At 69.5% G+C, this 19,763-nt stretch carries 20 protein-coding genes; 7 read left to right on the top strand and 13 right to left on the bottom strand.

Annotated elements, in window-relative coordinates; translation table 11 throughout:
- Positions 1 to 50: 50 nt before the first annotated feature.
- Positions 51 to 1,505, top strand: a complete 1,455-nt coding sequence (locus tag AC1RS9_RS06100) for a hypothetical protein (RefSeq protein WP_492920829.1) — start codon at positions 51 to 53, stop codon at positions 1,503 to 1,505.
- A 73-nt stretch (positions 1,506 to 1,578) separates the two neighbouring features.
- Here the strand turns inward: AC1RS9_RS06100 and AC1RS9_RS06095 are convergent, their stop codons facing one another.
- On the bottom strand, positions 1,579 to 2,085 hold the full coding sequence (locus tag AC1RS9_RS06095) for a DinB family protein (RefSeq protein ID WP_473957566.1): 507 nt from the start codon (positions 2,083 to 2,085) through the stop codon (positions 1,579 to 1,581).
- Between the two features lie 29 nt (positions 2,086 to 2,114).
- Entirely contained in the window at positions 2,115 to 2,909 is a 795-nt protein-coding gene (gene ku, locus AC1RS9_RS06090; protein ID WP_074045716.1) for a non-homologous end joining protein Ku, read from the bottom strand.
- 49 nt (positions 2,910 to 2,958) lie between these two features.
- On the opposite strand from ku, the gene ligD (AC1RS9_RS06085) reads away from it, so the two are divergent.
- Positions 2,959 to 3,939, top strand: a complete 981-nt coding sequence (gene ligD, locus AC1RS9_RS06085) for a non-homologous end-joining DNA ligase (RefSeq protein ID WP_473957564.1) — start codon at positions 2,959 to 2,961, stop codon at positions 3,937 to 3,939.
- Entirely contained in the window at positions 3,936 to 4,814 is an 879-nt protein-coding gene (gene ligD / locus AC1RS9_RS06080) for a non-homologous end-joining DNA ligase (protein WP_131941687.1), read from the top strand. The genes ligD (AC1RS9_RS06085) and ligD (AC1RS9_RS06080) overlap by 4 nt, the downstream gene beginning before the upstream one ends.
- Positions 4,815 to 4,935: 121 nt before the next feature.
- Here ligD (AC1RS9_RS06080) and AC1RS9_RS06075 read toward each other — a convergent pair whose 3' ends face one another.
- The 5 genes from AC1RS9_RS06075 to AC1RS9_RS06055 all read right to left on the bottom strand — a co-directional run bounded on the left by AC1RS9_RS06075 (position 4,936) and on the right by AC1RS9_RS06055 (position 8,415).
- On the bottom strand, positions 4,936 to 5,271 hold the full coding sequence (locus tag AC1RS9_RS06075; RefSeq protein WP_006943971.1) for a histone-like nucleoid-structuring protein Lsr2: 336 nt from the start codon (positions 5,269 to 5,271) through the stop codon (positions 4,936 to 4,938).
- A gap of 161 nt (positions 5,272 to 5,432) precedes the next feature.
- Entirely contained in the window at positions 5,433 to 5,687 is a 255-nt protein-coding gene (locus tag AC1RS9_RS06070; protein WP_038569485.1) for a hypothetical protein, read from the bottom strand.
- A 71-nt stretch (positions 5,688 to 5,758) separates the two neighbouring features.
- Positions 5,759 to 6,616, bottom strand: a complete 858-nt coding sequence (gene panC / locus AC1RS9_RS06065; RefSeq protein WP_006943928.1) for a pantoate--beta-alanine ligase — start codon at positions 6,614 to 6,616, stop codon at positions 5,759 to 5,761.
- Between the two features lie 90 nt (positions 6,617 to 6,706).
- Complete coding sequence (locus AC1RS9_RS06060) at positions 6,707 to 7,666, bottom strand: Rossmann-like and DUF2520 domain-containing protein (protein ID WP_006943972.1); 960 nt, start codon at positions 7,664 to 7,666, stop codon at positions 6,707 to 6,709.
- A 191-nt stretch (positions 7,667 to 7,857) separates the two neighbouring features.
- Complete coding sequence (locus AC1RS9_RS06055; protein WP_006943968.1) at positions 7,858 to 8,415, bottom strand: P-loop NTPase family protein; 558 nt, start codon at positions 8,413 to 8,415, stop codon at positions 7,858 to 7,860.
- Between the two features lie 70 nt (positions 8,416 to 8,485).
- Here AC1RS9_RS06055 and AC1RS9_RS06050 point away from each other — a divergent pair, with 70 nt between their 5' ends.
- Complete coding sequence (locus AC1RS9_RS06050; protein WP_062256009.1) at positions 8,486 to 9,634, top strand: SAM-dependent methyltransferase; 1,149 nt, start codon at positions 8,486 to 8,488, stop codon at positions 9,632 to 9,634.
- A 131-nt stretch (positions 9,635 to 9,765) separates the two neighbouring features.
- On the opposite strand, the gene AC1RS9_RS06045 is transcribed toward AC1RS9_RS06050, so the two are convergent.
- The gene (locus tag AC1RS9_RS06045) at positions 9,766 to 10,308 is read right to left on the bottom strand and encodes a CGNR zinc finger domain-containing protein (RefSeq protein ID WP_006943974.1); all 543 of its coding nucleotides are present in this window, start codon (positions 10,306 to 10,308) and stop codon (positions 9,766 to 9,768) included.
- A gap of 83 nt (positions 10,309 to 10,391) precedes the next feature.
- Between AC1RS9_RS06045 and AC1RS9_RS06040 the strand changes: the two genes are divergently transcribed.
- From AC1RS9_RS06040 to AC1RS9_RS06030, 3 genes are all read left to right on the top strand, one after another.
- Positions 10,392 to 11,477: an EamA family transporter gene (locus AC1RS9_RS06040; protein WP_006943939.1), complete on the top strand. Its 1,086-nt coding sequence runs from the start codon at positions 10,392 to 10,394 to the stop codon at positions 11,475 to 11,477.
- Between the two features lie 452 nt (positions 11,478 to 11,929).
- Positions 11,930 to 13,105, top strand: coding sequence for an NADH-quinone oxidoreductase subunit D (locus AC1RS9_RS06035; RefSeq protein ID WP_062256011.1), 1,176 nt, complete (start codon positions 11,930 to 11,932; stop codon positions 13,103 to 13,105).
- A gap of 334 nt (positions 13,106 to 13,439) precedes the next feature.
- Complete coding sequence (locus AC1RS9_RS06030; protein WP_156444878.1) at positions 13,440 to 14,348, top strand: DUF6801 domain-containing protein; 909 nt, start codon at positions 13,440 to 13,442, stop codon at positions 14,346 to 14,348.
- Positions 14,349 to 14,530: 182 nt separating this feature from the next.
- On the opposite strand, the gene AC1RS9_RS06025 is transcribed toward AC1RS9_RS06030, so the two are convergent.
- The 5 genes from AC1RS9_RS06025 to ftsH are packed head-to-tail and all read right to left on the bottom strand — an operon-like array spanning position 14,531 to position 19,656.
- Positions 14,531 to 15,064 (bottom strand): DUF3180 domain-containing protein, encoded by a 534-nt coding sequence (locus tag AC1RS9_RS06025; protein WP_313490220.1) that lies wholly within the window; start codon positions 15,062 to 15,064, stop codon positions 14,531 to 14,533.
- Positions 15,061 to 16,032 carry a 2-amino-4-hydroxy-6-hydroxymethyldihydropteridine diphosphokinase gene (folK, locus tag AC1RS9_RS06020; protein WP_115296955.1) on the bottom strand — a complete coding sequence of 324 codons (972 nt, stop codon included), beginning with the start codon at positions 16,030 to 16,032 and terminating at the stop codon, positions 15,061 to 15,063. The genes AC1RS9_RS06025 and folK overlap by 4 nt, the downstream gene beginning before the upstream one ends.
- Positions 16,029 to 16,979, bottom strand: coding sequence for a dihydropteroate synthase (gene folP, locus AC1RS9_RS06015; RefSeq protein WP_390614072.1), 951 nt, complete (start codon positions 16,977 to 16,979; stop codon positions 16,029 to 16,031). Before folP ends, folK begins: the two co-directional genes overlap by 4 nt.
- Before the next feature lie 29 nt (positions 16,980 to 17,008).
- Positions 17,009 to 17,602: a GTP cyclohydrolase I FolE gene (gene folE / locus AC1RS9_RS06010; protein WP_006944026.1), complete on the bottom strand. Its 594-nt coding sequence runs from the start codon at positions 17,600 to 17,602 to the stop codon at positions 17,009 to 17,011.
- A 5-nt stretch (positions 17,603 to 17,607) separates the two neighbouring features.
- Positions 17,608 to 19,656 (bottom strand): ATP-dependent zinc metalloprotease FtsH, encoded by a 2,049-nt coding sequence (gene ftsH, locus AC1RS9_RS06005; protein ID WP_006944042.1) that lies wholly within the window; start codon positions 19,654 to 19,656, stop codon positions 17,608 to 17,610.
- Positions 19,657 to 19,763 lie beyond the last annotated feature (107 nt).

The raw sequence follows: 19,763 nt of genomic DNA, 5'->3' as shown, positions 1-19,763 counted from the left end.
CCTCGTGCGTCTGCCTCACCCATGACGGTCGTCACGGATAAGCTGGACACGTGACTGACGGCCCCCTCGAGCTTCGCGTCTTCGGCCTCGACTTCGCGGTGAACGTGCAGCCCGAGCGTCGTGTCGCCGTCGCACGTCAGTGGCGCTGGTGCCGCCCGGACGCGCCGTCACAGCGCACGATCGCGCCGTTGCCGGGTACGCCACATCGGGTGGGTCGGGGTGGCAGTTCGGTCGGTAGCGAGACCGCCGCAGGCTTGCGAGCAGCCGGGACGGCTGAGGTCGAGCCGGCCGACATCGCAAAGACGATCACCGTCGATCGAATCGATGACGCCCCCGGCAGCGGCTCCGACACCGGCGACTACACGCTGACGACGACGCTCACCGGCCGCGCCATCTCTGCGCGTGCGGGCGAGTTTGTCATGCTCCACGCCGGTGGAGTCTGCGACCCTGACACGGGCGTCGTCGCCGGTCTGTTCGCAGCGTCGGGCACCGGCAAGACGACGGCGACGCAGCACTACTGCACGCACGGCTACGGCTACGTCACCGACGAGACGCTCATCTTCAACGACCGCCGCGACGTCATGCCCTACCCCAAGCCGCTGTCGGTGCTCGTCAACCCGGGTGTCTCCGGCGTCAAGACGCAGCACTGCCCCGACGACCTCGACATGGCGCCGCCTCGTGACGGCGCGTTGCGGCTCGGGCCGCTCGTCCTGCTCGACCGCATTCGTGACGACGCGCGCCCTGACGAGAGCGTCAACGGCGGCGATGCGGAAGCTGACGCCACGCGCGCCGCGCCCGACCGTATCGATGCCGAGGACGACAACAGCGCCGGCACTCACGAGCCCGGCGAGGCCGAGCTGAGCGAGATGCCGCTGTTCGAGGCGTTGACGCTCATCCTGCCGCAGTCGTCGGCAATGCCGCAGATCGACGGTTGCCTCGACCTGCTCGCCCGGATAGCCCTCGCCGGCGGCGGCGTCCAACGTCTGCGTTACCGCGAGATCGCCGACACGCTCCCCCTCTTGCGCGAGGTGTTCACGCTGGCGCCGCAGGAGCCGTTCTGGCGTCACGTGCCCGGCACGTGGTGGACCCAGCAGCCCGACGTCGACCCATACCTGCCGCTCGCGTCGGCGACGCTGGATGCCGACGTCACGGCCGGCGATGGCGGCGATGATCGCGCCTTCGCCACGCGCGAGGATCCCGCCGCGAGCCCTGCGGACAGCGCCGAGGCCCTCGCCAACGACACCGTTCTGACGCTCGCACCCTTCGTCGACGCCCTCGTCGACGAGGACGCGCTCGAGGTGCTGACGCTCATCGGCTCGACGCCCGCGCACCTGCACGGTCTCGGCGCCGTCATCCACCTGACGCTGCTCGACGGCCCCCGCTCGCTGGCCGACCTCGTCGACGTCTGCACCGCCACCCTCGGCGAGCACCCGGATGCCAACGCGCTCGTCAGACGTGCGGCCCACGACCTGCTGACGAACCGCGTCGTCCGCGTCATCCGCTGACACCTGCCCCACTGGGGCGTTCCGCGCCGATTGACATGGCCGGCGCGCCGCCAACGGCCGGGGCGCCGAGCGATCACCTCGAGCGGCTACGTTCCATGAGGACCTGTTCGCGCAGGATGTCGGCGTGCCCGCAGTGATGGGCATGCTCGCGAAGCACGTGGAGCAGGATCCAGCGAACGCTCAATGGGCCGCGCCGGTTTCCTGACCAGACGGTGTCGCCGCCCACCCCGTCCACGGCGCGTCGCGATCGTTCGCAGGCGCGAGCGAAAAAGTGGAGCACAGACGCCGACGTGTCGGCGTCCGTCAGGTCGAACGACTCGTCGGGCCCGGGCTGCAGGCCGAGTTCTGCACGGCTGCGCCCTGTACGGGCCTCCTCGAACCAGACCCGTTCGACGAACGTCGCGTGCTTCACCAGGCCGAGCAGCGTCGTCTTCGACGGGACGAGCCGACGTCGGGCCTCGGCCTCGCTCAACCCGTCGAGGGACGCAGCGATCATGGCCCGGTGCTGGTCGATGAACACCCCGATCTGCTGCTCGAACGAAGCGTCGTAGACGTCGGGCGCGTCGGGGTTCGCCATCATCGTCCGAGTATCACACGGCGCCAAGCGCGTCAGCTCGCTGCTTCGCCGCGTGCTTTCTTGGCCCGGTCGACGCTGGCCTGCAGGGCGGCGAGCAGGTCGACGACCTCGGCGCTCTCCTCCGGCTTGTCTTCGGGTTCCTTGACCTCGCCGCCCGCGAGCTTGGCCTCGACGACCTCGCGCACGGCCTGCTCGTAGGTATCCTCATACGCCTCGGGGTCGAAGTCACCCGACAACGACTCGACGAGCATCGCCGCCATCGCCTGCTCCGAATCCGTCACCTCCGCCTTCGCCTCGAGGACGGCGAAGTCGGGCTCGCGCACCTCGTCGGGCCACAGCAACGTCTGCAGGACGATGGCCTTGCCCTCGACGCGCAGGACGGCCACCGTCACGCGCGTGCGCAACGACACCGTGACGACGGCGACGCGCCCGCTCTCCTCGAGCGCGCTACGCAGCAGGGCGTACGGCTTGAGTGCCGCCTTGTCGGGCTCGAGGTAGTAGACCTTGTCGAGCACGAGCGGGCTGATCTGCTCGGCCGGCACGAACCGGTCGACGGCGATCTCCTTGCTCGTGACGAGCGGCAGGTCGGCGAGGTCGGCGTCCGTCAGCACGACCATCTGCCCCTCGGGCGTCTCGTACCCCTTCGCGATGTCGCTGTAGGCGACCTGCTCGCCGTCGATCGAGCAGACACGCTGGTACTTGATGCGTCCGCCGTCCTTCTCGTGCACCTGACGGAACTGCACGTCGTGGTTCTCCGTCGCCGAGTACAGGCGTACCGGCACGTTGACGAGGCCGAAACTGACGGCACCCTTCCAGATCGCTCGCATGCCCTTCGCGCCCTTCTCGCTCGTGCGGTGTCACATCTAGGGTGAGCCTATGCGCCCGATGCTCGCGACACCGACACCTCACGTGCCGAGCGGGCCCGCGTGGCGCCACGAGGTGAAGTGGGACGGCATCCGCGCCATCGTCACCGTCCGCGGCGGTGAGGTGACGATCGCGACGCGCTCCGGCGCCGACTGCTCCGCGCGCTTCCCCGAGATCACCGGTTCACACCTGCGCGACTTCGACGACCTCGTCCTCGACGGCGAGATCGTCGCCCTGACGAACGGGCGGCCCGACTTCCGCGCCGTCATGCACCGACTCGCCCCCGGCGGCGGACGCTCACGCATGCGCGCCGCCAGCCCCGACGAAGCCGCGGCCCTCGCACGAACTCCTGTGCAGCTCATGACGTTCGACGTGCTGCGCGCCGCCGGGCACGACGTCATCACCCTGCCGTGGAGCGCGCGTCGTGAACTGCTCGACGGCGCGGGGATCGACGGCTCGGCCGATCACGGATCGAGCGCCACGGCCTCCGCGATCCAGGTGCCGCCCGCGCATGACGACGGCGACGCGCTGCTCGCCGCGACCCGTGACGCCGGCCTCGAGGGCGTCGTCAGCAAGCGCGTCGATTCACCGTATCGCCCGGGCGTGCGCAGCGAGGACTGGCTCAAGAGCGTCCACCGCACCCGCGAGACGTTCGTCGTCCTCGGTTGGCGACCGGTCGACGGCACCGTCGGCGCGCTGGGCGCGATCCTCGTCGGCGAATGGGCCGACGGCGAGCTCGTCTATCGCGGACGCGTCGGCACCGGATTCTCGGCCGCGGCCGGGCGCGCGCTGCTCGAGTGGCTGACGCCGGCGCCCGAGCCGGCCGTGCCGCGCGATGCTCTCGCCGCGGAGGACGCCGTCGGCACCCACTGGGTGCGCCCCGAGATCCTCGTCGACGTCACCCACCTGGGGCGCAGCTCCGGCGGGCGGCTGCGTCAGCCCGCATACACCGGGCTGCGCCTCGACATCGCCGCACGTGAGGACGACGCATGAGCCCCGAGGTGAGCCCCACCGTCGTCGAGGTCGACGGGCGGACGCTGCGCCTGACGAATCTCGACAAGATCCTGTACCCCGCGACGGAGACGACGAAGGGTGAGGTACTGCACTATTACGCGAGCGTGGCACCGCGAATTCTCGCGCAGACGAAAGACCGGCCAGTCACCCGGCTGCGTTTTCCGCATGGTGTCGGAAAACTCGAGTTCTTCGAGAAGAACACCCCATCGGGCGCACCGCACTGGATCGAACGCGAAGAGATCGACAAGGTCACCTACCCGTTCGTCGATTCCGTCGCCGCTCTCAGCTATTTCGCGAACCTCGCCTCCCTCGAATTCCACACTCCCCAGTGGCGCTGGCGGGATGGCGAACGCGAAAATCCTGACCGCATCGTTCTCGACCTCGACCCGGGCGCTCCCGCGGGGCTCGACGAATGCGCCGCGGTCGCCGTCATGCTGCGCGAACTGCTCGGTTCTCTGGGCTGGCCCAGCGTTCCTGTCACCTCGGGCAGCAAAGGAATGCAGATCTACGCACGCCTCGACGGCACCCATTCGAGTGACGACATTCGCGAGTTCGCCCGCACCCTCGCGGAGAAGCTCACCGAGATGCGCCCCGAACTCATCACCGCGAAGATGACGAAATCACTACGCCCCGGCAAGGTGTTCATCGACTGGTCGCAGAACCTCGCGGCCAAGACGACCATCACCCCATGGTCGCTGCGTGGCCGCAACCGGCCGTTCGTCGCCACGCCGCGAACGTGGGACGAGATCGAGACGGCCCGCACCAAGCCCGGCTCCCTGCGGCAGCTCGACCTCCACGACGTGCTCGACGAACGACTCGACCGGCCCGACCCGATGGACGCCCTGCTCCGCTGAACGAATCAAACAACGAGACAAGAGCACGCAAGCGCGTCGAGCCGACACGACAGAAGGACCCTGCACTTTCCACACGGAAAGCACAGGGCCTCTCTGGAAGTTCTTCGCGCCGTGGCGAACGTCAGTTCTTCGTGGCGGCGTCGTAGGCCTTCATGAGGTCGGCCGAGACGCGGCCTCGGTCACTGACCGTCCAGCCGTTCGCGCGGCCCCAGTCACGAATGGCATTGAGGTCGGAACGACCACCGCCGCGCGTGGAGGACGCCTTCGACTGCTGCTTACGACCGCCGACCCGACGAGCGTGACCGACCCAGGTGGCGAGAGAATCACGCAGCTTGGCGGCGTTCTCGTCGGACAGGTCGATCTCGTAGTTCACACCGTCGAGGGCGAACTGGATGGTCTCGCTCGCGTCCGAGCCGTCGATGTCGTCTTCCAGCGTGACATGGATGCGCTGAGCCATGATCGGCTCCTTTCGAAGTGCGAATGATTCTGCCTCGCAGGGGCGAGGCGACGAACCCGACATTACCGTCCGATAAGCGAAAGAGCGAAACCCGGCAACCGATTTCGCTCTTTCCCCGAGTATTTTTTCAGACGCAATTCACGCGACTGGAATGGGGGCGATCATTCCGGGGGCGTCGTCGCGCGAGAACTCATCGTTCCGGGTGCAGCCTTCGGCAGGTGCGCATTCTGCAGACGCGCCTCCTCCTCGCCGGGCGCGACGGCACCCTTCGTCAGGTCGTGTTCGCGCTCCCATTGCGCCTGCGCGACGCGTTCACGCCGGTCGCCCTCCATGATGTGACGCAGGATGAGGTAGAACAGGCCGAGAATTCCGATCGACGGAATGAGCGTCTCGATGGCCGGCCACAGGCTGTCCACGGGCTCCACTTCCTTTCACGTGCAGCCGCGTCGCCGGGCCGCTCCAGGTGTTCAGTCTACGAGGCCGCGGTTCAGGCCTCGCGACCGCCGACGACGAGGGGGACGTTGTCGATCAACCGGGTCGTGCCGACCTTGGCCGCGACGGCGAGCAGCGCCTCCCCGCGGAAGTACTCGGGCACCTGCTCCAACGTGACCGGGTCGACGAGCACGAGGTAGTCGACGAGGGCCAGCGGTTCGCGCACGAGGACGTCCCGCGCAGCGCGCCGTACAGCGGCAGGGCCGGAGTTACGAGCGGCCTCACCGGCCTGGAGGGCCTTCGACAGGCACAGCGCGACCTCACGGTCGGCGTCGCTCAGATAGGCGTTGCGGCTGCTGAGGGCGAGCCCGTCGGACTCGCGGACGGTCGGTACGCCGACGATCTCGACGGACATGTCGAGGTCACGCACCATGCGCTTGATGAGCAGCAACTGCTGCGCGTCCTTCTGGCCGTAGTAGGCGCGCGTCGGGTGCACGATGTTGAGCAGCTTGTTGACGACCGTCAGCATCCCGTCGAAGTGGCCGGGGCGCGACGCACCTTCGAGGACGCCGCCCAGCGGGCCCGCCGAGACGCGCACGCCCGGCTCACCGTCGGGGTAGACGACGTCAGGGCTCGGAGCAAACACGAGGTTGGCGCCCTCGCGCTCGCAGATCTCCAGGTCGCGCTGCAGCGTGCGGGGGTAGCGCGACAGGTCCTCCCCCGCCGCGAACTGCAGCGGGTTGAGGAAGATCGTGACGACGACGGCGTCGTTCTCCTCGCGCGCGCGACGGATCAGCGTCGCATGCCCCTCGTGCAGGGCCCCCATCGTCATGACGACGCCGACGCTGCCGCCGAGGCGGCCGCGGGCGTCGGCGAACTCGGTGCGGGCGTGGGTGACGACAGGTGCGGTCATGCGTGGCTCCCGGTGGCGTGGTCAGGGACGGGGCTCGAACCTGACGGGGTGGGTGTCGGAGATTGTGGAGGAACGATCGGAGCGGACGGATCAGGGCGTCGGGGGCTCGGGGCCCACCCCGCCCTGGTCTGGTGGCCCGCCGCGCCCCTCGAGCGCGGTGAGGACGGCGTCGATCTGCATCGGGGTGAGAGCGCCGCGCGCCGAGCTGCGTTGCGCGGTCGCGAGCGCGAGCGCGCGGTAGGTCGGGGGAATGTCGAGTGCCACACCAGTGTGGGCGAGCGCCTCGAGCATGTCGAGGTGACGCGTCAACGTGCCCGCGTCGCCGCGCGCGACGGGGCCCGTCAGCGCCTTGTCGCCGCGTTCGAGGGCGTTGTCGAGCGCGGCCTCGAGCAGCGGACGCAGCAGGCGGCCCGGGTCGTCGACGTCGATGCGGCGCAGCAGCTCGCCGGCCTGCGCGACGAGGGTGACGAGGTGGTTCGAGCCGTGCGCGAGCGCCGCGTGGTACTGCGTGCGATCGGCCTCGTCGACGGTGAACGGCTCGCCGCCCATGTCGAGCACGAGCGCGTCGGCGACCATGCGGTGGTCGGGCATCGCCGTGACGGCGAACGGGCAGCCGGCGAGGCGCGTCAGGTCGACCGCGGTGCCGCTGAACGTCATCGCCGGGTGGATCGCGAGCGGCACCCCGCCGGCCTCGACGACGGGCGCGAGCACGCCGATGCCCTGCGCGCCGCTCGTGTGGACGACGATGCGTGGGCCGAGTGTGCCGGGGAAGTCGAGGCCGTGGACCAGAGCGGCGAGTTCGTCGTCGGGCACGGTGAGCAGGACGAGATCGGCGGCCGCTGCGACGCCGGCCGGCTGCTGGACGGGGACTCCGGGCAGCAGCGCCTCAGCCCTCTCGCGGCTCGCCTCGGACACACCGCTGACGGCGACGACGTCATGCCCCGCCTTGCGCAACGCCGCCCCCAGCACCGCACCGACTCGCCCCGCACCGATGACGCCGACGCGCAGGCTCGGCGCACCCGGGAGCGGGGTCGGCTGCTCGAAAGTCACCCGCCCAACGCTACTCCCGTCCGCGAGGTCCTCGAATCACTGCGGGGCCGTGTGCTCGGTGAGGGATGCGCGTTGGTCACTCGACGGGGGCGCCCGGCGCTCGATGCGTGCGTTTCGGGCCGCTCGACGGGACGCGGCGTCGCACGTCGGGCCGTCAGTGCGGGCGACTCGTTTCGATGCGCTGCCGGCGCTCAGGCGCGGGGCAGTCGCTCGATCAGATGCGTCAGCTCACGTCGCGAACAAACGCGGACGATCGGCAGCTGAGGTCGTCGAGCTGCGACGTCGCCGATGAGCCCCCGGTAGCGCGCGTGGCCCTGCCACGACCAGCGCACGATGTGCTCGGGGTCGGTGAAGAAGGTGCGCAGAGGGCCTTCGGTGTTCCCGTTCCACAGTTCTTGGCGAAACAGACGTCGCCGCAGCGTCCGGCTGACGACCTGCCGCGTCACGGTGCCGCGCGGCAGATCGAGCCAGATGAGCAGTTCGGCGCGCTCGGCGAGCAGGCCACGCACCTCGCTGTATTGCCACTCGGTGACCCACGCCTCGGTCGCGACGAACCGCGCGACGTCGTCATGAAACTGCGGGCGCGGTTGCCACCCGGGGCCGTGGAACAGCGCGTCTATCTCATGATGCGGCACCCCGATCCGATCGCTGACGAGCGCACACGCCGTCGTCTTGCCGCTGCCCGACGGCCCCGCGATGATGACGCGTCGCGCCGGCGGCAGGTCGGCGTCGAGCGAGAGGAAGGGCATGGCCCCATTCTGCCGCTGTCATGGTCGGCACATGGGCGGTCGACGCGTGGGCGCGACGTAGAGTCGCGACGTGACGCAGCAGTTCGAGAACTCCGACATGCCGGTGAGCCACGCGGTGCCGTGGCGCGACGCCTGGCAGGCCGCGCTCTACGGCCGTGACGGTTTCTATCGACGTGACGAGGGCCCCGGGGGCCATTTTGCGACGAGCGCGCAGGGCATTCCCGGCGTCGATGAGGTGCTCGCGCAGGCGATCGTCGCCATGGCCGAACGCATCGACGCGGACGTTGTCGTCGACTTCGCCTGCGGCCGTGGCGAACTGCTGGCCACCATCAGCCGGTTCGTCGATGACGTCGACCTCGTGGGCGTTGACGTCGTCGAGCGTCCGCCCGAACTCAGCAGCCGCATCGCCTGGGTGCGTTCTGCGGGAGGGGCGTCGATTCCGTCGCTCGACGTCATCGCAGGTCGTCGGGCGTTCGTCGTCGCGCACGAGTGGCTCGACGTCGTGCCGTGCGACATCGCGGAGGCTGACGACGACGGTGTCCTGCGCGAGGTACTCGTCACGCTCGACGGGGACGAGACGCTAGGTGCCCCACTCCCTCCCGACGCCGCCCGGTGGGCCGCCCGTCATGCCCCAACGGCGATGCCTGTCCACGTCGGCGATCTTCGTCCACATTCGTCGGCGGCCCAGCCCACGATCGATGCCCCCGACGATCCACCGCCCCACCCCGTGCCTGACGACGCCCTACCTCCGGCCGATGGCCGCGATAACGCCACCCGTCGCGAACCCGGCGAGCGCGTCGAGATCGGCATGACGCGTGATGCGGCCTGGGCGGCGCTCGTCGCGGAGGTGACGCGTCATGCCGCGGCTGGCAGCGTCGTGGTCGGAATCGACTACGCGTCCACGAGCGGTACGCGGCCGCCGTTCGGCACCCTCACCGGCTTCCGTGACGGCAGCGAGTGCGCGCCCGTTCCCGACGGTTCGTGCGACGTGACGGCGCACGTCGCGCTCGATTCCCTCGATGCCGACGACGTGCGCACCCAGCGCGACGTACTGCTCGAACTGTTCGGCGAGCTGGCCCTGGAACCCGTTCCGCTCGCCCTCGCCTCGAGCGACCCACCCGTCTACCTCGCTCGCCTCGCGGCCCGCTCGGCGCTCGCGACGGCCACGCATCCGGGTGGCCTCGGAGCCTTCGCGTGGTTCACGCGCACGATCGGCTGACGCGGCCGCCGCCACCCTCGACCACCCGCAAACGCCCGTCGTGCCGGGTTGTCGCCCCCGCCTGGCACGATCAGCCTCGAGACGCGCCACCTGGCCGCGTCCGGCGAGGGGGAGTCGAACGGAGCCGAGCGTCAGGACACCGATTCGGCCGCCTTGCGCGCGCGATAGGCGGCGACGTTGGCGCGGTTTCCGCACCCGCGATCGCAGTAGCGGCGGGAGCGGTTCTTCGACAGGTCGACGAGCACTCCCCCGCAGTCACCGGCGCACATCTTGAGGCGGTCGAGTTCGTCGGCGCGGATGACGTCGACGAACGCCATGACGGCGTCGACCGCCATGCGGCTCGCCAGTGGCGCGTCGGACGGCGTCGCGTGCAGGTGGTAATCCCACTCGTCGTGACGCACGAGTTGCGGCAGCGCACGGTACTGCAGCATCACCTCGTTGACGAACGCGACGAGTTCGTCGCGCGACAGTGACCACGCCTCGAGGAATCGGGGGCGCAGGGCGCGCACCTCGTCGAGTTCGGCGTGCGTGCGCTCGTGCGTGCCGGTGTACCCCCAGGACTCGACGAAGGCGTCGAGGTCGGCGATCTCGGTGAGGGTGTCGTCGGGCGTGGCGGTGTTGACGAGCGCGGCGACGGACAGCAGACCGTCCTCCGTGTCATGACCAAAGGGCATTTTGACTCCTGACCTCTTCCAGGTCTAACGTAACCGGTGTTCCTGGTTTTGACCACTTACACGAGAGTTGGAGGTGTTCCCCCATGGCTCCCAGCCAGATCGCACACGACATCGAGCCCATCCCCGTCGCCACCCGCAGGCGCGCGGGCCGATCCGGCGCGATGTCCCACACGAGCATGGGCCTCATCATCGCCATTGTCTCGTGTGCGGCGTTCGGCACGTCCGGTTCGTTCGCGAAGGCACTGCTCGGCTCCGGGTGGACGCCCGTCACGGCCGTCGCGGCCCGCATCAGCATCGCAGCGCTCGCGCTCGCCATCCCGACGGCGATGGCGCTGAGTGGGCGCTGGCACGTGCTGCGCGACAACATCAAGCCGATCGTGCTCTACGGCATCTTCGGCGTCGCCGGCTGCCAGCTGTTCTACTTCAACGCCGTCACGCACGTCAGCGTCGGTGTCGCACTGCTCATCGAGTACCTCGCGCCGATGCTGCTCGTCGGCTGGGCGTGGGCGCGCTACGGCCGCACGCCGCGGCGCTTGACGATCGCCGGGACGGCTGCGGCCATCGTCGGGCTGCTGTTCGTGCTCGACGTGTTCAACGGTTTCAGCGTCGACCCCATCGGCATCGCGTGGGCGCTGGGCGCCGCGCTGTGCCTGACGGTGTACTTCGTCATCGCGGGCGACGAGGAGTCGGAGCTGCCCCCGATCGCACTCGCCGGTGGCGGCATGAGCGTCGGCGCCGTCATCCTGCTCGCGATGTGCGCACTCGGCGTGCAGCCGGTCTCGGTGAGCACCGCCGACGTCACGTTCGCCGGTTCGCAGATGCCGTTCTGGGTGCCGGTGCTCGGCCTCGCGCTCATCGCTGCGGCCCTCGCCTACGCGACGGGCATCTACGCCGCCCGCGCACTCGGCACGACGGTCGCGTCGTTCATCTCGCTGCTCGAGGTGCTGTTCGCCGTCGCCTTCGCGTGGATGTTCGTCGGCGAGGCCCCGACGCTCGTCCAGGTCGTCGGCGGCGCGTTCATCGTCGGCGGTGTCGTGCTCGTGCGTCTCGACGAGTCGCGTCACGCGGAGAGCTTCGGCCCCGTCGTCGCGGCCGAGCACGACGCCGAGATCGAACGCTGGCTCGACGACGTCCGCCCCACGCGCGACGAAGAGTGCGTCACGCGCTGAGCCGCTGAGGGCCTATGGCCGCACGACGCTGTCGCCTCGGCCCCTCGGCCCGGAATCGACACGAGGTGCGCAACCCACCGGGGTTGCGCACCTCGGAGCCGAAACGCCGCCATGCGCGATTACAGCCCTGAAGGACCGCGCTGAGAGCCGAAAGCCCGCATGGTGGAGTTTCAGCCCCCACCCGACGTTCGCGCACCGCACTGGGCGCACGCGCCCGAGGCTCCCCACCACGCCGATATACCGACGCGCCGCGCACGGCCCCGCCATGATGGCCCCGGCGCTACTCGCGACGTCAGTCCTCAGCCGCAACTCGGCCACCACGGCCACCACGGCCCCCAGGTCACCTCGCCACGTCGTCGTCTGCCACGTCGTCACGCCTCGCCGCCCACGTGCCCCACTCCATCAGGGCGCGGCGCCGCGGCGGGCGTCGTCGCGTTTGGCAAACTGGGGGCATGTCGTCTCCTGCGTCGTCCCCGCGTGAACTCACCGTCGGCATGGGCGCGGGTGGGCTCGCGACGTCGGACATGGTGCTCAACATCGGCCCGCAGCATCCGGCGACACATGGCGTGCTGCGCCTACGCATCACGCTCGACGGTGAGCGCATCACGAAGTGCGAGCCGATCGTCGGGTACATGCACCGCGGCGCGGAGAAGTTGTTCGAGGTGCGCGACTACCGTCAGATCCTCGTGCTCGCGAACCGTCACGACTGGCTATCGGCGTTCAGCAGTGAGATCGGCGTGGCCCTCGCCGTCGAGAAGATGCTGGGCATGGAGGTGCCTGAGCGCGCGACGTGGACGCGGACGCTGCTCTCCGAATTGAATCGCGTGCTCAATCACCTCATGTTCCTCGGTTCGTATCCACTCGAATTGGGCGCCATCACGCCGATGTTCTACGTGTTCCGTGAGCGCGAAGAGCTGCAGGGCGTCATGGAGGAAATCGCGGGCGGCCGCCTGCATTACATGTTCAACCGCGTCGGCGGCCTGCGCGACGACATTCCGGCCGGGTGGCTCGATCGCGCCGCGGCGGCCGTTTCTCTCGTGCGTTCACGCATGCCGGAGATCGAGAGCTTCATCGTCGGTAATCCGATCTTGAATGCGCGGACGAAGGGCGTTGGCGTCGTTTCTCGCGAGATGGTCGAGCAGTACGGCATCACCGGGCCGATCGCGCGCGCGTCGGGCGTCGACGTCGACCTGCGCCGCGACGACCCATATCTCGCCTACGGAGAGCTGTTCGCTCCGGGCGGGCCGGGGCGCGTCATCACGCGCTCCGAGGGTGATTCGCTGGCTCGTCTCGAGGTGTTGCTCGATCAGACGCATGTGTCGCTCGATCTCGCGGACGCCTGCATCGAGGTGTTGCAGAGCTTGCCGCCGGGGCCGGTGAACGTGAAGTTGCCGAAGGTGCTGAAGGTGCCTGAGGGCGATGGGTATGTGGCGACGGAGAACCCGCTCGGTTTCAACGGGTATTACATCGTGTCGCGGGGTGAGAAGACGCCGTGGCGGTTGAAGTTGCGTTCGGCGTCGTTCAACAACATGGCGTGCCTCGGCGAGGTGATGAGGGGGCAACTCTTGGCCGACATGGTGGCGATCCTGGGGTCGATGTTCTTTGTGGTCGGGGACATAGACAAATGAGTCCCGCCGAGCGGAGCTGAGGCCGACGTCGGAGCTTGCGGAGCATGCCGGCCTTGGCGCAGCGAGGTGGGTCTCATTTATCAATCAGATATCGACAAGTAGATGCAGCCCTTGCGCACGGTACGGGCCCGGCCTTAGCGCCAGGCAGCGACACCGCCCCATCGTTCGTCCGAGCCACGCCGGATCGCGCGGCCCTCGTCTCGCGCACCGAGAAAACCTACGCTTCCGTAGGTGGGCTGCTGCAAAAGCGATGTGTGTCACGTCACATGGGGTTACGCTCAGGTAGGGCCTGCGCCCGTCGACCCCCTGTTTCGACCCTCAGGAGTTGTTTTCCATGAGCAAGCACTCAGTTCGCCCCGCCTCTCGCACCCGCCGCGGTCTTGCATCGGTTGGCGCCCTCAGCCTCGTCGGCGGAGCTGCCCTCATCGGCATGGCCACCACGGCGAGCACTGCGTCCGCTGCGACCTCGTCCATCAACTACAAGTGCCAATTGACGAACCAGGGCCTCGAGCGAACCTTCACGGACCCGTGGACCGTGACGATGACCGCAGCTGTGCCCACCAATGTGGCACCGGGCGCGGCGATCCCCGCCCCGAAGATCACGGCGAAGGTGACGACGGGCAAGGACGCCGCAGACCAACTGCGTGGCCTCGGCGTGAAGACCATCAGGGGTACGGCGGCAGCGGCGTACACGTTCGGCGGCACCGCCCGCTCTGTCGACCTGACGATCCCCCAGGTCTCGGTGCCCGCGAGCGGCGGCGTCGTGACGAACGCGGAGGGCACCGGCCAGGCAGAGACGGCCCCGGCTGCGGCGGGCACGGTCGATGTCAAGGCCGGCAGCTTCACCTCGAACCAGACGACGGATTCGGGCTTCATCCTCAACATCAGCTGCGCACCGGCAGCGGGCGCCAACACGACGATCGCGACGATCAAGGTCGGTAATGCTGCCCCGTCGACGAGCACGTCGACGTCGACGTCCACCTCGACCAGCCCGACGTCGTCGAGCTCGACCACCACGTCGACGAGCCCCACGACGAGCACCAGCCCGACGGCGCCGTCCACGAGCACGGCCAGCTCCACGGCGATGCCGTCGCCGTCGCACACGACGGGCGGCGGTCAGGGCCCGAAGGTCGAGACCGACTACGTCGGTCACGACTCGATGAACCTCGCCGGCATCGGCCTCGCTGCGGCGGGTGTCGTCGCCATCGGTGGCGCGGCGTTCGCCGGACGTCGAGAGAACTGACGCCAGCCGGCGGGCCTCAGCACCCGCGCCCCGCATGACGATGGGGCCCGTTCACCACGAACGGGCCCCATCGTCATGCGCCCGGCTGTGAAGCGGCCGCGAACTCTTGACCACCTGCGCGGTTCACGGTCGACGCGTGCAGCCGTCCACCGATCCAGCCTGCAAGGAAGCGGGCTTGCGCGTCAGCGTTCGTCGTCGGGAATCGTGCACCAACGCTGCACGACGAACCCCAGCACGCTGAGCACGACGGAGCTGACGACAAGCACCCCGAGCAGCAGCACGGCCGAACGGACGGACGGCACGCTGAGGCGCGCGAGCTGGGTGACGGCCTGCCCCGCATACCATCCGGCGAGGATGCCGCCACCGATGGCGGCCGTCTGCGAGAGCACGACGATACGTCGGGCCGTGTCGGGCGCCACCGTCTCGCGCCCCTGGACGATGGCTGCGGCGGCCGCGCGGATCTCGCTCTCGTCGGACCCGGCGCGGCGCGCGGCGTCCGCTTCCTTCTTCGCCTTCGTGCGGGCGCGCACCTCGTCGCGGATGCGCCATCCGCCTGCGACGAGCAGCCCACACGCCGCGAGGACGACGAGCACCTCCCACCACGAGTGCTGCGGCACGGCGCGCCCACTGTTGCGCATCAGCTGCAGGAGGCCGCCGCTGATGAGCGCGACGAGCAGCCCCGCGACGACGGCGGTGACCGGTCGGACGGGCTTCATGTCAGGCCTTCCTCGAGGTCGATGTGGTCGTCGTCGTCCCACGACGGGCCGCGGCGCACCCCGGACGCATCGACGCGCTGCACGGCGTCGAGCAGCGGCAGGACGCCGTCAGGGGTGCGCACCGCCATCCACGGCGCCGCCTGGGCCCACGGGACGAGCACGAACGCGCGCTCATGAGCCCGCGGGTGCGGCAGGGCGAGGGGCGACCATGACGCGTCCGCCGCGCCGGCCTGCACCCCGTCGCGCTCGTCGGCGAGCACGATCTCGTCCTCGCGACCGGCCTCGCCGAGCGTCACGACGTCGAGGTCGAGGGTGCGCGCGCCCCAGCGCTCACCGCGGACGCGGCCGTGATCGGCTTCGATGCGATGCAGCTCGCGGATGAGATGCCCCGGCGCGAGGCGGGTGACGCCGACCACGACGGCGTTGAGGTAGTCGGGCTGCGCGACGCCCCCGACGGGGTCGGTCTCGACGAGGGGCGACACCTGGGTCACCTCGAACCCCTCGAGCGCCCGCAGCGAGTCGAGCGCCGCGCGCAACGTCGCGACCCGCCGTCCGAGGTTCGTGCCCATCGCGATGACGACGCGGCGGCGCTGCTCGCGGCGAACGCTCACCGACGGGCCTGCCAACACCCCGGTCGACGGGGTGAACGCGACACCTGCGGGAGCGTGCGGCTTGTGGACGGTGACGTCGACCGCCTCGACGATCTCCCACGCGAGGCAGGCGTCGGCGACGCGCTCGGCGAGCGTCTCGATGAGATCGACCGGCTCGCCGGAGCACACCTCGACGGCGCGCGCGGCGACGTCGGCGTACGACAGCGACGCCTCGAGATCGTCGCTGCGGCCCGCGGGGCCCAGGTCGGCGTCGAGGCTGATGTCGAGCACGAACGGCTGGGGGATGCGCTTCTCGAAGTCGAGCACGCCATGGCACGCCGTCACGGCGAGGCCGGTGAGGGTGATTCGGTCACTCATCGGGGCATACCTCCGCTCACTCGCTCCCCGGACGACCGAGGCGCCACGGCCCTGCGCGCCGTGGCGACGACGTCGAGCGCTGCGAGCGTCGACGGGACGTCATGCACGCGCACCCCCCATGCGTCGTGCTGCGCGGCGAGGACGCTGGTCGCCGCCGTCGCGGCGTCGCGCGCGGCGGGCGGGACGGACGCGCCGTCCGCGATGAGCTGCGGCGTCCGCCCTGCGACGCCGAGAAAACTCTTGCGCGACGTGCCCCACAGCACCGGCAGCCCGTCGACGTCGAACTCGCCCATGCGCGCGAGCAGTTCCCAGTTCTGCTCGGCCGTCTTCGCGAACCCGAAGCCGGGGTCGACGACGAGCCTGCCGTCGCGGACGCCGGCCTCCCGCAGCGCGGCCACGGACTCGGCCAGCTCGCGACACACATCCGTGACGATGTCGTCGTACGCGGTGTGCTGCTGCATGTCGACGGAGTGCCCGCGCCAGTGCATCGCGACGAACGTCGCGTCACTCGCGGAGGCGACGTCGCGCATCGCTGGGTCGGCGAGCGCGCCGCTGACGTCGTTGATGATGTCCGCTCCGGCAGCGACGGCGGCCTCGGCGACACTCGCGCGCATCGTGTCGACACTCACGCGCGCACCCGCGGCGGCCAGTTCACGCACGACGGGGATGACGCGTCGGGCCTCCTCGTCAGCGCTGGGACGCTGGGCTCCCGGACGGGTCGACTCGCCGCCGACGTCGAGGATGTCGGCGCCCTGCGCCACCAGCTGCAGGCCGTGCTCGACCGCGGCGGCCGCGTCGAACCAGCGTCCGCCGTCGCTGAACGAGTCGGGCGTGACGTTGACGACTGCCATGACGAGCGGACGCCGCACCGGTCCATCCGCACGCGGCGACGAACCGTCGAGCGCATTGCCGTTCGAATCACCTGGAGACGAACGATCCGTGCGCATCTCACTCATGCGTTCCTCCGACGAGTGCGTCACTTGCCCATGACGAGGCTCATCGCCTCGGCGCGGGTCGCGGGGTTGCGCAGTTGGCCGCGGACGGCCGAGGTGATCGTGCGCGCGCCCGGCTTGCGGATGCCACGCATCGACATGCACAGGTGCTCGGCTTCGATGACGACGATGACGCCCTGCGCGTCGAGGTGTTCGACGAGCGCGTCGGCGATCTGTGTCGTCAGCCGCTCCTGAACCTGCGGGCGCTTCGCGAACACGTCGACGAGCCGCGCGAGCTTGCTCAGCCCCGTCACCCGGCCGGACGTGGACGGGATGTACCCGACGTGCGCGACGCCGTGGAACGGCACCAGGTGATGCTCACACGTCGAGTAGACCTCGATGTCGCGCACGAGGATGAGCTCTTCGTGGTCGACGTCGAACGTCTTGACGAGCACGTCCTCGGGGTTCTGTCGCAGGCCCGCGAAGATCTCCGCGTAGGCGCGTGCCACGCGGGCGGGCGTCTCGACGAGCCCCTCGCGGTCGGGGTTCTCCCCGACCGCGAGCAGGATCTCGCGGACGGCCGCTTCGAGGCGCGCAAGGTCGACCTCGGCGCCGACCACGTCGTGCGTCTCAGCCACGGCGCTCAGTCACCCAGGCCAGGCCCGACGTCGCTGGGGCCCTGCAGGCCAGGGCCGGCCGGCGGCTGCGGCGGGTAGAGGCTGATCTCGCCGTCGGGACGCTCATCGGCGTGCGGGTTCTTGCCGAGGTCGATAGCGCGCTGTTCGGCGGGCGTCATGACCGGGCCGCGCGTGCTGACGTGGCGCTGTTCGCTCGAGAGCCACACCTCACGCACCGGCTCCTTGCGCACGGCGGAGAAGATCTCAGCCAGGCGCGGCGCGTCGAGGGTCTCCTTCTCGAGCAGTTCGAGCACGAGGGCGTCGAGGATGTCGCGGTTGTTGTTGAGCGCGCGCCAGGCCTCGTCGTGTGCGCCCTCGATGAGCTTGCGGACCTCGACGTCGACCATCGCGGCGACCTGCTCGGAGTACTCGCGGTTGTTGCCGCCCATGTCGCGGCCGAGGAAGACCTCGCCGCCGGAGTTGCCGAGGTGCACGGCGCCGACGTTCTCGCTCATGCCGAACTGCGTCACCATCTTGCGGGCGATGTCGGTGGCCTTCTCGATGTCGTTGCTCGCACCGGTGCTCGGGTCGTGGAACACCATCTCTTCGGCGACACGGCCGCCGAGGGCGTACGCGAGCTGGTCGAGCAGTTCGTTGCGCGTCGTCGAGTACTTGTCGTCGGTCGGCAGCACCATCGTGTAGCCCAGCGCGCGCCCGCGCGGCAGGATCGTGATCTTGCTGACCGGGTCGGTGTTGTTCATCGCCGCGGCGACGAGGGCGTGGCCACCCTCGTGGTACGCGGTGACCTTGCGCTCCTTCGCGCTCATCGGGCGCGACTTCTTCTGCGGGCCGGCCATGACGCGGTCGATCGCCTCGTCGAGGGCCTCGTTCGTGATGATCGTGCCGTTGGTGCGCGCGGTGAGCAGCGCAGCCTCGTTGAGCACGTTCTCGAGCTCGGCGCCGGAGAAGCCCGGTGTGCGGCGCGCGACCGACATGAGGTCGACGTCCTTCGCCATCGGCTTGCCCTGGGCGTGCACCTGCAGGATGTGGTGGCGGCCGCCCATGTCGGGCGCCTCCACCGCGATCTGACGGTCGAAACGGCCGGGACGCAGCAGTGCCGGATCGAGGATGTCGGGGCGGTTGGTCGCCGCGATCAGGATGACGCGCGTGCGGTCGTCGAAGCCGTCCATCTCGACGAGGAGCTGGTTGAGCGTCTGCTCACGCTCGTCGTGGCCTCCGCCCAGGCCGGCGCCGCGGTGGCGGCCGACGGCGTCGATCTCGTCGACGAAGATGATGGCGGGGCTGTTCTCCTTGGCCTGCGCGAACAGGTCACGCACACGGCTCGCACCAACACCGACGAACATCTCGACGAAGTCAGAACCTGAGATCGTGTAGAACGGCACGTTCGCCTCGCCGGCGACGGCGCGTGCGAGCAGCGTCTTGCCCGTGCCGGGCGGGCCGTACAGCAGCACGCCCTTGGGGATCTTGGCGCCGATCTTCTCGTACTTCTCGGGGTCGGCGAGGAAGTCCTTGATCTCCTTGAGTTCCTCGACTGCCTCGTCGGCGCCCGCGACGTCGCTGAACTTCGTCGTCGGCATGTCCTTGCTGTGCAGCTTCGCCTTCGACTTGCCGAACTGCATGACCTTCGAACCGCCGCCCTGGGCCTGGCTCATGAGGAACCAGAACAGACCGACGAGCAGCAGGATCGGCAGGATGTTCATCAGTAGGGTGACGAAGATGCCCTGACGCTGCGGGTCGTCCGTGTATCCCTTCGGGGGCGTGTGCGCGCTCAGGGAGTCGACGACCTGCTTGCCGCGCGCGTCGACGTAGTCGGCCTCGACGCGCTTGACGTCCTTGAGCTTGCCGATGTCCTGCTTGTCCTTCAGCGTCAGACTGACGCTGTCGGGCGTGACCTTCGCACTCTCGACCTTTTCGGCGTTGATGAGGGAAATGGCCTGCGAGGTGTCGATGCGCGAATACCCGCCGATGTTGCTGAACATGTAGAACAGCAGCGCCACGGCGAGCGCGAGGACCACGTACAGGCCCGGCGTGCGCATGATTTTCTTAGCGTTCATCTGTTTGCGGGGCGAGCCCCGACCCTCTCATCGAAGAAGTGCCAGTCAACAAACCGCCAACGCGCGGCGCGGCGGCGATGTTCCCGCTCCCTGCGCGCGACGACAGC

Source organism: Dermacoccus sp. MPR-E5 (assembly GCF_058809565.1).
This window is presented reverse-complemented; position numbering and strand designations above follow the sequence as displayed.

Excerpts from the sequence above, each read along its gene's own strand:
- AC1RS9_RS06095 (WP_473957566.1), bottom strand. The coding sequence starts at position 2,085 with ATGATGGCGAACCCCGACGCGCCCGACGTCTACGACGCTTCGTTCGAG.
- ku (WP_074045716.1), bottom strand. The coding sequence starts at position 2,909 with ATGCGAGCGATCTGGAAGGGTGCCGTCAGTTTCGGCCTCGTCAACGTG.
- ligD (WP_473957564.1), top strand. The coding sequence starts at position 2,959 with ATGCGCCCGATGCTCGCGACACCGACACCTCACGTGCCGAGCGGGCCC.
- ligD (WP_131941687.1), top strand. The coding sequence starts at position 3,936 with ATGAGCCCCGAGGTGAGCCCCACCGTCGTCGAGGTCGACGGGCGGACG.
- AC1RS9_RS06075 (WP_006943971.1), bottom strand. The coding sequence starts at position 5,271 with ATGGCTCAGCGCATCCATGTCACGCTGGAAGACGACATCGACGGCTCG.
- panC (WP_006943928.1), bottom strand. The coding sequence starts at position 6,616 with ATGACCGCACCTGTCGTCACCCACGCCCGCACCGAGTTCGCCGACGCC.
- AC1RS9_RS06055 (WP_006943968.1), bottom strand. The coding sequence starts at position 8,415 with ATGCCCTTCCTCTCGCTCGACGCCGACCTGCCGCCGGCGCGACGCGTC.
- AC1RS9_RS06045 (WP_006943974.1), bottom strand. The coding sequence starts at position 10,308 with ATGCCCTTTGGTCATGACACGGAGGACGGTCTGCTGTCCGTCGCCGCG.
- AC1RS9_RS06040 (WP_006943939.1), top strand. The coding sequence starts at position 10,392 with ATGGCTCCCAGCCAGATCGCACACGACATCGAGCCCATCCCCGTCGCC.
- AC1RS9_RS06035 (WP_062256011.1), top strand. The coding sequence starts at position 11,930 with ATGTCGTCTCCTGCGTCGTCCCCGCGTGAACTCACCGTCGGCATGGGC.
- AC1RS9_RS06030 (WP_156444878.1), top strand. The coding sequence starts at position 13,440 with ATGAGCAAGCACTCAGTTCGCCCCGCCTCTCGCACCCGCCGCGGTCTT.
- AC1RS9_RS06025 (WP_313490220.1), bottom strand. The coding sequence starts at position 15,064 with ATGAAGCCCGTCCGACCGGTCACCGCCGTCGTCGCGGGGCTGCTCGTC.
- folK (WP_115296955.1), bottom strand. The coding sequence starts at position 16,032 with ATGAGTGACCGAATCACCCTCACCGGCCTCGCCGTGACGGCGTGCCAT.
- folP (WP_390614072.1), bottom strand. The coding sequence starts at position 16,979 with ATGCGCACGGATCGTTCGTCTCCAGGTGATTCGAACGGCAATGCGCTC.
- ftsH (WP_006944042.1), bottom strand. The coding sequence starts at position 19,656 with ATGAACGCTAAGAAAATCATGCGCACGCCGGGCCTGTACGTGGTCCTC.